Genomic DNA, 12,379 nt, shown 5'->3' on the forward strand with positions numbered 1-12,379 from the left:
TTATTAGTTTCCTGCCAGAATATCAGCGATCAGAACCCTCTCATCCATTGGATATTTTTTTCCGTTAATCTCCTGGTAATCTTCATGCCCTTTTCCGGCCAATACTATAATATCTCCAGGCTCGCCGTGATGAATCGCATAGGCGATTGCTTCCTTTCTGTCAGCGATCTCTATATGCTTTCCGTCTGTTTTTTGGATTCCGGTCACAATATCGTCCATAATTGCCTGAGGGTCCTCATTTCTGGGATTATCTGAAGTAATAATCGTAAGATCTGCCAGTCTTCCGGAAACCTCCCCCATCTCGTACCTGCGCATCCTGGACCGATTTCCTCCGCATCCGAACACACAGACAAGACGGTGCGGATGATATTCCCGCAGGGTATCTAAAAGACTCTCCAGGCTCATAGCATTATGGGCATAGTCTATCATCAGTGTAAAATCATCAGACACTTTGACCATTTCCACCCTGCCTTTTACCTTCGCTGACTTCAGCGCCTTTTTAATATTTTCCTCTGATACCTGAAAATGCCGGCAGATTGCAATTGCCGTAAGAGAATTATAGATACTGAACTTTCCCGGTATATCAATCTCCACAGGGAACTCCAGCAGTCCTTTCACATCATAGCTGATGCCAAGATACCCTGGACGGGCAACCATATGGGCATTAACCGCTCTGAGATCTGCATTGCCGCCAAAGCCAAAGGTCTCCAGCCTGCAGGTAGCGTCCTTAATAATTTGTTCCAGATGTTCATCATCTGCATTAACAATGCCTACCCGGCACTGTCTGAGCAGCATAGCTTTGCACTGGAGATAATGTTCAAAACTTGTATGCTCATTTGGTCCTATATGATCCGGCTCAATATTGGTAAAGATTCCGTAATCAAAGGTAAATCCCGCTGTCCGGTGAAGCATCAGCCCCTGAGAGGAAACCTCCATCACAACGCAGTCGCATCCCGCCTCCACCATCATGGAAAAATACTTCTGTATCACATAAGACTCCGGGGTAGTGTTGGCTGCTGGAATAACTCTGTCCCCAATAATAGCTTCTATGGTGCCTATAAGTCCCACCTTATATCCGGCGTTTTCCAAAATAGACTTTACCATATATGTGGTGGTTGTTTTGCCCTTTGTGCCAGTGATCCCAATGGTCTTAAGCTTTTGGGCAGGATGATCGAAATAAGCTGCTGAAATGCATGCCAGAGCATATCTGGTATCCTCCACCCGAATAACCGTTACGTGGTCCGGCACAGACACCTCTTCTTCCACGATAAGAACCGATGCCCCCCTCTCTACTACATCAGGTACAAATCTGTGTCCGTCTGACACAGCCCCCCTGATGCATACAAAAAGAGAGCCTTCGACCACTTTTCTGGAATCAAAGACCACATCCTCTACCTGTATATCTGTTGTCCCCTGGCAACAGGTATATTCTATTTGTTCTAATAACGAAGATAATTTCATGTGCAATCCTCCATACCTTTTATCTTATTCTTTATTATGCAGGAGATACCACCTGCCCGCTCACAGGACATGCCCAAAGAACTGTCCCTGGGTATTCTATATAATATAAGAAATTCTAAGTAACAGAATACCACATGAACCCATAATTTTCAATCAGGCATACCTTTGCTTTTCCTTTCCTTAGGATTCTTTTCCGCTTTTCTTAAGATAGTTTCCATATTATTTATAATTTGTACATACTTTTATCACATTTTGTCTATATAATGAATCTTGGATAGTTGATAAACCACTCACTATCTCCCCCCTCAAGTTGGAAAAGCCCGGTACTCGCGTATCGGGTTTTTTCTTGCTTTTTCCTATTTTTCACACTATAATGGGACATAGAATATTACACCATTAAGAGAGGTATATTATATGAAAAAAACAATAGTTGTAGTTGCTCTGGGACACAGGGCACTGGGCACTACTCTTCCTGAGCAGAAGCAGGCAACAAAGGAGACTGCGAAAGCAATCGCCGATCTCGTCGAGTGCGGCGCTCAGGTGGTTATCTCCCACAGCAATGCGCCTCAGGTAGGTATGATCCATACTGCCATGAATGAATTCGGAAAAGTACATCCCGATTATACCTTTGCGCCTATGTCCGTATGCTCTGCCATGAGCCAGGGCTATATCGGATATGATATCCAGAACTCCATCCGTGCCGAGCTGCTTAAACGGGGAATCTATAAACCGGTATGTACGGTTTTAACACAGGTAAAGGTAGATCCCTACGATGACGCTTTCCATGAACCCACGAAGATCATTGGCCGTTATCTCACAGAGGAGGAGGCTGAGGCTGAAGAGGCAAAAGGCAATTATGTTATAAAAGAAAAAGAAGGATACCGGAGAATCGTAGCCGCACCAAAGCCTCAGGAAATTATTGAGCTTGATTCTATTAAGGCCCTCCTGGATAAAGGACAGATTGTAATCGCCTGCGGCGGGGGCGGAATTCCCGTTCTGGAACAAGGGGTGGAGCTACACGGTGCCAGTGCTGTTATTGAAAAGGATCTGTCCAGCGGAAAGCTTGCTGAGCTCCTGGAGGCGGATCAACTCCTTATTCTGACAAGTGTGGAGAAGGTTGCTCTGAATTATCAGTCCGATTCCGAAGAACTGATTGGCAGTATTTCTTTGGAGCAGGCAAAAAAATATATGGAAGAGGGTCATTTTGAACCCAGTACCATGCTGCCTAAGTTTGAGGCTGCCGTCTCCTTCCTGGAAAAGGGACAGGGCCGAAGGGCTGTTATCACGTCCATCACAAAGGCGAAAGACGGTTTTCTGGGCAAAACAGGAACTGTTATCCAGTAAGTACGCTTACTTCTATATGTACAAAAATGCAGAGAATGCCGGGGAAGGCATTCTCTTTTTTTACAATTTTCTTTGTCCCAAGCGTAATTTTTCTTATAAAATCGGCACTTTCTTCTCTTCCTACACATTGTATGAAAAGATTCAAAATTTGCCAATACATTGTGGTATTTTCCTATCAAGCAATTTTTGGTAGAATGGACATGTAGAAAAACATACGTGCATTAGGAGGTGCCATATAATGATTATAATCGGCGAGAAAATCAATGGTTCTATTCCGCCAGTAGCAAAAGCAATTGCGGAAAAAGATGCTGAATTCATCAAGCACAGAGCCCAAATTCAAGCAGACGCCAATGCGACTTATATTGACTGCTGCGCATCCGTTGAGGAAAGCATCGAAGTTGAAACTCTCCACTGGATGATCGATTTAATTCAGGAAGTAACCGATGTGCCTATCTGTATTGATAGTCCAAGCCCTCATTCATGTGTAGCGGCGATTCCTTTCTGTAAGAAACCAGGTTTAATAAACTCTGTTTCCATGGAAGGGGACAAGATTGACGTAATCTTCCCAGTGATTGCGGACACAAAATGGGAATGCGTCGCTCTCCTCTGTGATGACAAAGGAATTCCTAATTCTGTAGAGCGCAGAATGGAAGTATTCCACAATGTCATGGAGAAGGCAAAAGAATATGGAATAGCACCATCTCGTTTACATATTGACCCATTGGTAGTAACCCTTTCCACTGACGAAGAAGCCCTCACAACCTTTGCAGAGTGCTGCCGTCAGATCAAGGCAGAATATCCGGATATCCACATTACAAGTGGTCTTTCCAACATTTCTTTCGGACTTCCGGCCCGTAAGAACATCAATCAGGCATTCATGGTATTAGCTATGAACGCAGGTATGGACAGTGCCATCGTAGACCCGACCAACCGTGATATGTTAGGTATGATCTATGCTACAGACGCTCTGTTACAGAATGATGAGTACTGTCTGGAATACATCGGAGCTTTCCGTGAAGGATTAATCGGACCAGCTCCCAAAAAATAATACAGGACACTATTAAATTTATATAATTTATTAATAAGGAGGATATTAATATGTCACAGATTCAAGCAGTTGCGGATGCAGTATGTGCAGGAAAAGCAAAATTAGTTGGTGGTTTAGTTCAGGAAGCATTAGACGCAGGATGTGAACCATTAGAGATCTTAAACTCCGGTATGATCGATGCAATGGGTATCGTTGGTGAGAAATTCAAAAACAACGAAATCTTCGTTCCTGAAATGTTAGTTGCAGCACGTGCTATGAAAAAAGGTGTTGAGGTGTTAAAACCACACTTAAGCGCAGGCGATACAGGAACAGCAGGCAAAATGATCCTCGGAACAGTTGCAGGCGACTTACATGATATCGGCAAAAACTTAGTTGGTATGATGATTGAAAGTGCCGGCTTTGAAGTTATCGATTTAGGCGTTGACGTACCAATCGAAAAATTCATCGAAGCAGTAAAAGAAAATCCTGATGTTAATTTAGTAGGACTTTCCGCACTCTTAACAACAACCATGCCAGCTCTTAGAGATACAGTAAAAGCTTTAAATGAGCAGGATTTCAGAAGCAATATCAAGATTATGGTTGGCGGAGCTCCTATTACACAGGAATTCGCAGATGAAATCGGCGCTGACGCTTACACAGCAGACGCAGCTTCTGCAGCTCAGAAAGCAAAAGAATTAGTAGCTTAACTTGCCAAAGTTTAATTCCTTGAAAATCACGAAAAAGACGGTACTTTTAGTATCGTCTTTTTCACGTTATTTTCGGCCCGGACTGCCGAAAATAAGTGAGCATGGGCAGAGAATGCACATAAAGCATTCTTTGACCATACGAACGGTGCTCCGAAGGGGATTCCGGTTTGGCCATAGACTCTCTTCACGACGGAGGTGTCCGCGGGAACCTGACCTTCCGCCCGTCCAGACCAGCCAGCCCCCGGCACGAGCTTTCTCTCACCGTGCGTACCGTTCGGTACACGGCGGTTTCAACAGTTGACGTGCACCGACTGATAGGCGGCGGCTAAATCATAAAAGCCGCTGCTTATCAGTCTTTCTTTTGTCATCGCCAGATTCACCGCTACCGTATGGGTCGTAAACCAATGACCTCTCCGGCTGTTTCCTGCCTGCCTTGCCAAATCTTCCGGTACTCCCATTTTCCGCAGGTTCTTCACCTTGGTTTTCGGTTTCTTCCACTGGATTACCCTTTCGTCCTTCACATTTCTGCGCAGGATATTCAGAAGTATCTCATGGTTCAGGGTGTCGAAGTATTTCGACAGGTCTAATGATACTGCATGGGTATATCCCTGTTCTGCATACTCCTTCACTTTCTCAATAGCGTCTTTTGCGCTTTTCCCCAGTCGATAACCGTAACTGTTCTCCGTGAACAACGGCTCGTATATCGGTGTCAGGCACTGTGTTATAGCCTGCTGAAAAATGCGGTCTTTTACGGTTGGAATGCCAAGCTTCCGTATTCCAACGTCTGGCTTGGGTATCTCCACTCGTCTTACCGGGTCCGGGGTGTACTTTCCTCTTCTGATTCTCTCGATAAGCTCTTTCTGGTTCTCCCTCAGGTATGCTCCGGCTTCCTCTACGGTCATTCCGTCGATTCCCGGTGCACCCTTGTTTGCCTTCACTCTTTTAAAAGCTCTGTTCAGGTTGTCCTTCTCCAGTATCTTCTCCAAAACTTCCGGCTGTGCACTGTCCCTTTCCTTCCATATCCAGCTTCCTTCAGATTCCACCTCACAATGGACACCCTTGCCTTCGGCTATATCCTTCCCACTACCGGGCGGATTCCGGACTTGCACCGGTTAGAAACGTGCGCCGCCGGGCGCACTCCCAAAAAGGAGCCGCTGCACAAGCAGCGGCTCCCAACTATCAATCTCTCACTATGCAGCCTTCTTCGAGGCAAGAATCTCCATACGTTTTACTTTCGTAAGCTTCATCCATGCAAATGTAGCTATTAAACCAACTACAGAAACTGCAAGCAGAATTCCGAAGAATACCTTATATCCCTGTGCACCAGCCCAGTGATCCAGACAGAGACCAGCTACCATTGGAGCAAACAGCTCAACGCTGTATCCGATTGGTGTAATAATGGCGGTTGCAGTACCTGTGATTTCATGAGGATATTCTCCCTCTTCCATGATAGCAAAGTGCATAGACTGGCAGGCATACATGGAAGCATAGATTGCAGCGATGAATATCAGAAGCATCCAAATCAGTGACGGCTGGCCTGGAGTAAAGATAACTCCTGCAATACCCACAATCATAATGATGTAAGCAATGGCGCATACCTTTGAGGACCCGATTCTGTCAGCTGCAAATCCGGATACAAAGCATCCGATAGGACGGCAGTACTGTGAAAAGTAACCTACTGCTGCACCGATAACCGCTGTTGCACCGAATACTTCTGTTGCATATGGTGTGATATAGAAATAGCTGCAGCACATTGCATAGGAACAGAAAATAATCAGACACTGAAGCCATGTGGTAGGCAGTGATAATACTTTCTTTAATGCCTTTACGTCGATAATAGCCTTTGTCTCTCTCTTAAATTCAGGCTCTTTGTACATGGTAAATACCATGATACCAAGCAATACGTTAATTACAGAATATGTAGCAATAACAGAAGATAACGCTGCTTTATCAGATATTTTAACTGATAAATAACCAAACAGTGCCAGGATCAGTGCTGACTGAACCATATTCGTGATACCACGTCCACCCTCAAACAGACCAAATACACGGCCCTGCTCATCTGATGTTCCAAGAGAACGAAGAGCCTTTACCAGTGCGTTCCAGAATGTAAGAATGGATGTAATTCCCCATACAGCGTGAATCAGGAATACAACCGGATAAGGTGGATATAACAGTAAAATAAATCCCAAACCTCCGGTTACAATAAGAGATAAGGTAAGCAGCTTTCTTGCCGGCCAGCGGTCAGCACAGAAGCCTCCAAGGAAATAAGCAATGATGGCAAATCCGCCGTATGCACTGCCCAAAGCTCCCATCTGTGTGTTTGTCAAGTCAAAATATTTAATAAATGTGTCATAATAATAGCTTCTGAAGTAGGGAAGCGCATATACCAACGCACCGGATATGATTAAGATAATCAGGGTTGGCAAATTCTTCATCAATTTTCCTTCTTTTTTACCTGCCATAAATAACTACCTCCTAATAGTTGTTTTTACTTTTAATATTTAAGAATGTGATCTTCCATTTTCTTGGAAGTGGATGTAAATATGTGGCATCCGTCTTTTGTAACAAGAATATCATCTTCTATTCTCACACCGCCCACACCTTCAATATAGATGCCTGGTTCGATGGTGAATGTCATTCCTTCTTCCAGCACCAGCTGATTATCGGAGGAAATATTAGGTTCTTCGTGAACACTTAATCCCAGTCCATGTCCGGTTCTGTGAAGGAAAAGTTCTCCGTAACCTGCTTCTGTGATCACATCTCTGGCCGCCTTGTCGATCTCACAGGCCTTTACTCCCGGTTTTACTTTGGCGATTGCCGCCAGATTAGCTTTCAGTACAATATCATAGATTTCAGCCAGTTTCGGATTTCCAACATGCCCCAGGAACAGGCAGCGGGTAATATCTGACCAATAGTGTTTATAATAAGCGCAGAAGTCAAGGAGAATAATATCACCATCCTTGAACGCATAATCGCCGCTGACCCCGTGAGGGTTCGCAGAATTATCAGCACCCAGTACCAAAATGATAAACTCATCTGTAATAAAACCTGGATAGGTTGACATATAAGAGTAAAGCATCATATTTAATTCTTTTTCTGTCATGCCAGGTTTAATCTTGTCAGATACGTAGGCAATTGCCTCATCTACAATCTTAGCAGCAAACTGCATTGTTTCGATCTCTGTCTCGTCTTTGCACATTCTAAGTTTTGCAATGCAAGTGCCGATATCCGCAACTTCACAGCCCAGGCTGTGAAAAATCTCACCAATTGCCATTGAAAAATACTTAGTCTCAACTGCCAGTTTTTTGCAGTCTCCTACTACCTTCTTGATTGCAGCGGCCGGGCCATCACTGTCCAGATATGTAACCTCTTCCACCGTACCCTTCATACAGCCGGTGTCAACACTGGGATTTACCATAGTTACCGTCTCCGCATTGGCATCCATAACCAGCCCATAGTATCTCTCATAGGGAATAATGCTGATTCCTGTAAGATAATTAATGGACATAGGATCCCCGATGATTGCCTTGTCAAATCCCTGCTCTCTGAGAAGTTCACACGCCTTCTGTTGTCTGGCTTTTAATGCGTCCATAAATCGCACCCCTTTCCTTTTGCCTTTTTCACTTTCTACCTACAAATTTCACACACATGATTCTTTTTATAAATAATAACATTTTTCCGGAATTTTTTCAAATAAATTTTATACTTTTTTTCGATTTTTTATTATTTTTTCATTTTTTATTGACGATTTTTTCCGTTTTTCCTTGTAAATACGCCGTTTATTGGTGATTCTGTACATTTGTGATATTCATTTTAGAAAAATTAAAACGCACATTTTCATATATGTAAAAATATGCGTTTTAATTTCATTATAGAATTAGTGAAGAACCTCTTTTTCGTCTCTTCCTAGTTATTTTCTGCAAATTTTACGAATCAAACTATTGGGAATCTCAAACACAAAGATTATCCCAAGAACAATTGCAATTGCTACCGTAAGCGTTTGACGCCCATACTGAGAGCATTTATCCATTTCTCCCATTATCATGTAATATACTGTCCAATATATTCCCGTTCCCGGAACTAAAGGAAAAATACCCGAAATCAGAAACAAGGTTGCCGGACACTTCTGCTTTGTGGCGGCTATCCTGGAGCACATAATTACAAACGCAGTGGCGGCAAAGCTGGAAACCTCAATCCCAAGGCCCAGATACCGGTTCAGTGTAAGACAGATGAGCCAGCCGGACCCGCCAATCACTCCACAGATGGGATAATATTTTGCAGGAACAAAAAACAATATCGAGAACGCAACCGTACCGAGGCCGGCTGCCACAAACTGAAGAAGAAAATCCAATATCATAGCATAGGACCTCCTGTCATTTTATAGTAAATGGTATACATCAGTCCTACTCCCAAAGCAATCCCAAACGTAACCAGAAGAGCGTCTATCATTCTCACCGTTCCGGCAATATAATCCCCATCTGCCAAATCCCGAATCGCATTGGTAAAGGAAACCCCTGGAAGAAGAGGAATAATGGAACCGATGATAATATAATCCAGGTTTGTGCCCAGATGACATTTATATAAGAGCACTGCAAACATAGTAGCCAAAAAACCACCCATAATATTAACCACAATTTTGGACATATTTTTTCCATTTTTCTCTGTCCATACGACAAAACAATACAAAAGGAATCCCGCCAGGAAGGCCGTAAACGCATCAAAAAAATCTCCTCCGAACACATAGCAGAAACATCCCGCCCCTAACCCGGAGGCAAGCATTCTCGCGAGATCTTTCTTACCCTTCATCACTTCAATAGCTTCCAGTCTCTCTCTGGCCTGTTCTACCGTGTGCTTTCCCTCCTCAATCTCCCTTGAGAGCTGATTCACAGCCGCTACCCGTTCCAGATGAACTGCATTCAGAGGGATGTGTTTTACTCTGGCATATATTTGCTTTTCCTTCCCCTCCGCAGTGATAAAGATACCGCTGCTGAGCACAAAGGAGTCGCTGTCCTCCACCCCGTAATACTTTGCAATCCTATTGATCGTCTCCTCCACACGGAAAATCTCTGCTCCGCTTTCCAGCAGAATATTGCCCGCCTTCATAGCCACATCCATAATTTGCCTGTCCTTATTTTCCATCTTTTATCTCCCCAAAACCGGATTTGATTTGTAATCATTATATAGCAAAAAAGGATGCTGCGCAATTACACAACACCCTTCTTCTGTTAAGAGTTCAAAGATTACTTTTAAGCCTTTTTCGACTGCATTTTACTGGCTTTAATTTCCATACGTTTCTCTTTCGTAATGGCCATCCACGCAAAGTTCGCAATGAGACCGATAACAGCAAGTCCGGCCAAAATGCCAAAGAATACCTTATAGCCCTGGGCCGTATTGTTCCAATGATCCAGACAGATACCGCCGATGATTGGCATAAAGAATTCTGCACTGTATCCGATAGGAGTTACAATAGCTGTTGCGGTTCCCGTGATCTCCAGAGGGTACTCACCCTCTTCCATGATAGCAAAATGCATAGACTGAATGGCATACATGGAAGCATAGATCGTTGCAATAAAGATAAGAAGCATCCAGATCATAGATGGCTGTCCAGGTGTAAAGATAACGCCCAGAATACCCACCAGCATAATAACAAAGGAAATCGCACAGATTTTGGATGAACCAAATTTATCTGCACAGATACCGGATACAAAACATCCAATGGGACGGCAGTACTGTGAAAAATATCCCAGAGCAGCCGCAATAACAGCTGAGGTTCCGAATACTGAGGTCGCGTATGGTGTAATATAGAAATAGCTGATGATCATAGCATAGGAGCAGAAGATAATCAAAATCTGAAGCCATGTAGTAGGCATCTTAGCTACCCTCTTCAAGATCTTCATATCAAACAGTTTTGTTGGCGCCCCTTCACTTTCTTCTCTTTCCGGCTCTTTAAACATAAAGAATACCAGAAGTCCCAGTAAGATACAGATGACAGAATAAATAATAATAACTGCAGACAATGCTGCTTTCTCGGAAACTGCCTTGGACATATATCCGAAAAGCGCCAGGATCAGCGCAGACTGTACCATATTGACAAGGCCTCGTCCACCCTCAAAGAATCCAAATGCTTTTCCCTGTTCGTCAGAGTTAGCCAGAGAACGGATAGCCTTAACAAGGGCGCTCCAGAACGTAAGGATGGATGTAATACCCCAAATCAGATGGATAGCGAACACCACTGGATACGGGGGGTAAAGCAGCAGAACAAATCCGCAGACACCTGTAGTTACCAGAGAAATTGTCATCAGGTATTTAGCCGGCCAGCGGTCTGCGCAAAAACCGCCGAGGCAGTAGGCAACAACGCTTGTGGCACCGAAGGCACTGCCCAGAGCTCCCATCTGTGTATTATTAATGTTGAAAAGCTTTACAAATGAATCATAGTAATAGCTTCTGAAATATGGCAGTGCATAAATGAGAGCACCGGAAATAATCAAAATAATCAGTGTGGGCATATTTTTCTTTAGTTTACTTGCCCCGGTCTTAATCTCGCTCATTTTTTCCTCCTAAGTTAAGCCTTAATATTTAAGTATGTGATCTTCCATCTTCTTGGAAGTAGTTGTAAAGATATGGCATCCGTCTTTTGTCACAAGAATATCGTCCTCAATTCTCACTCCGCCGACGCCCTCAATGTAAATACCCGGCTCAATGGTAAATGTCATGCCTTCTTCAAGAACCAGCTGGTTGTCAGAAGAGATATTCGGCTCCTCATGGACACTCAGACCTAAGCCATGTCCGGTTCTGTGAAGGAAGAGTTCTCCATATCCAGCCTCTGTTATCACATCTCTAGCTGCCTTATCAATCTCGCAGGCCTTAACGCCTGGTTTTACCTTAGCGATGGCTGCCAGATTTGCTCTCAGTACAATATCATAAATCTCTGCCAGCTTTGGATTGCCTACATGACCCAGGAACAGGCAGCGGGTAATATCTGACCAGTAATGTTTATAGTACGCACAGAAGTCGAGAAGAATAATATCCCCGTCCTTGAACGCATAGTCGCCGCTGACACCGTGGGGATTTGCCGAATTATCTGCTCCCAGAACCAGGATAATAAATTCGTCTGTGATAAATCCCGGATAGGTCGACATATAAGAATATAGCATCATATTTAATTCTTTTTCTGTCATCCCCGGTTTGATTTTATCTGATACATAGGCAATTGCCTCATCTACGATTTTGGCAGCAAACTGCATAGTCTCAATTTCAGACTCATCTTTACACATTCTCAGTTTCGCAATGCAATTGCCGATGTCAGCAACCTCGCATCCGAGACCGTGAAAGATTTCACCAATAGCCATGGAGAAATACTTTGTTTCCACCGCCAGTTTTTTACACTCTCCCACTACTTCCCTGATAGCAGCCGCAGGTCCGTCGCTGTCAAGATATGTAACTTCTTTTACCGTACCCTTCATACAGCCTGTATCTACACTTGGATTCACCATTGTTGCACTGCATGCATCTGCATCAACAACTAATCCATAGTATCTTTCATAAGGAATAATACTGATACCTGTCAAATAATTAATGGACATGGGATCGCCGATAATTGCTTTGTCAAATCCTTCTTTCTTCAGAAGTTCGCAGGCATTCTGTAACCTGATTTTCAATGCATCCATTCGCTTACACCTCTTCACATTTTTTCGAACAAATTTCACACACATGATTCTTTTAGTATGATATCATTTTATCATCAATATTTCAAATGTCTTTTATATATATTGATAAAATATGTAACTTTTTCACAAATATGAATTTTTATTTTGTTTATTTTTTAACATTATTAGGT

Annotated in this window: 11 protein-coding genes; 3 read left to right on the top strand and 8 right to left on the bottom strand. The window is 43.3% G+C overall.

The annotated features are described in order from the left end of the window. Window positions 1–3: 3 nt before the first annotated feature. Window positions 4–1,461 carry a UDP-N-acetylmuramoyl-L-alanyl-D-glutamate--2,6-diaminopimelate ligase gene (locus BUA56_RS00835; RefSeq protein ID WP_072848289.1) on the bottom strand — a complete coding sequence of 486 codons (1,458 nt, stop codon included), beginning with the start codon at window positions 1,459–1,461 and terminating at the stop codon, window positions 4–6. 414 nt (window positions 1,462–1,875) lie between these two features. Between BUA56_RS00835 and arcC the strand changes: the two genes are divergently transcribed. The 3 genes from arcC (at window position 1,876) to BUA56_RS00850 (ending at window position 4,539) form a co-directional block, all read left to right on the top strand. Next, window positions 1,876–2,805: a carbamate kinase gene (gene arcC / locus BUA56_RS00840; protein ID WP_072848290.1), complete on the top strand. Its 930-nt coding sequence runs from the start codon at window positions 1,876–1,878 to the stop codon at window positions 2,803–2,805. 238 nt (window positions 2,806–3,043) lie between these two features. Next, complete coding sequence (locus tag BUA56_RS00845) at window positions 3,044–3,853, top strand: methyltetrahydrofolate cobalamin methyltransferase (RefSeq protein WP_072848291.1); 810 nt, start codon at window positions 3,044–3,046, stop codon at window positions 3,851–3,853. 50 nt (window positions 3,854–3,903) lie between these two features. After that, a complete protein-coding gene (locus BUA56_RS00850) occupies window positions 3,904–4,539 on the top strand; it encodes a corrinoid protein (RefSeq protein ID WP_072848292.1) in 636 nt (211 codons plus the stop codon). A 290-nt stretch (window positions 4,540–4,829) separates the two neighbouring features. Here BUA56_RS00850 and BUA56_RS00855 read toward each other — a convergent pair whose 3' ends face one another. The 7 genes from BUA56_RS00855 to BUA56_RS00885 form a co-directional block, all read right to left on the bottom strand. Continuing rightward, entirely contained in the window at window positions 4,830–5,582 is a 753-nt protein-coding gene (locus tag BUA56_RS00855; protein ID WP_139249457.1) for a reverse transcriptase domain-containing protein, read from the bottom strand. 147 nt (window positions 5,583–5,729) lie between these two features. Beyond that, the gene (locus BUA56_RS00860) at window positions 5,730–7,004 is read right to left on the bottom strand and encodes an MFS transporter (RefSeq protein WP_072848293.1); all 1,275 of its coding nucleotides are present in this window, start codon (window positions 7,002–7,004) and stop codon (window positions 5,730–5,732) included. A gap of 32 nt (window positions 7,005–7,036) precedes the next feature. Beyond that, on the bottom strand, window positions 7,037–8,134 hold the full coding sequence (locus tag BUA56_RS00865) for a M24 family metallopeptidase (protein WP_072848295.1): 1,098 nt from the start codon (window positions 8,132–8,134) through the stop codon (window positions 7,037–7,039). Window positions 8,135–8,452: 318 nt separating this feature from the next. Continuing rightward, a complete protein-coding gene (locus tag BUA56_RS00870; RefSeq protein ID WP_072848297.1) occupies window positions 8,453–8,899 on the bottom strand; it encodes a threonine/serine exporter family protein in 447 nt (148 codons plus the stop codon). Then, window positions 8,896–9,681 carry a threonine/serine exporter family protein gene (locus tag BUA56_RS00875; protein ID WP_072848298.1) on the bottom strand — a complete coding sequence of 262 codons (786 nt, stop codon included), beginning with the start codon at window positions 9,679–9,681 and terminating at the stop codon, window positions 8,896–8,898. Before BUA56_RS00875 ends, BUA56_RS00870 begins: the two co-directional genes overlap by 4 nt. Before the next feature lie 107 nt (window positions 9,682–9,788). Then, the gene (locus BUA56_RS00880; protein WP_072848300.1) at window positions 9,789–11,090 is read right to left on the bottom strand and encodes an MFS transporter; all 1,302 of its coding nucleotides are present in this window, start codon (window positions 11,088–11,090) and stop codon (window positions 9,789–9,791) included. Window positions 11,091–11,111: 21 nt separating this feature from the next. Then, on the bottom strand, window positions 11,112–12,209 hold the full coding sequence (locus BUA56_RS00885; protein WP_072848302.1) for a M24 family metallopeptidase: 1,098 nt from the start codon (window positions 12,207–12,209) through the stop codon (window positions 11,112–11,114). Window positions 12,210–12,379: the final 170 nt, after the last annotated feature.

Origin of the sequence: Lactonifactor longoviformis DSM 17459, from assembly GCF_900129135.1 — a bacterium.
Classification (GTDB): Bacteria; Bacillota; Clostridia; order Lachnospirales; family Lachnospiraceae; genus Lactonifactor; species Lactonifactor longoviformis.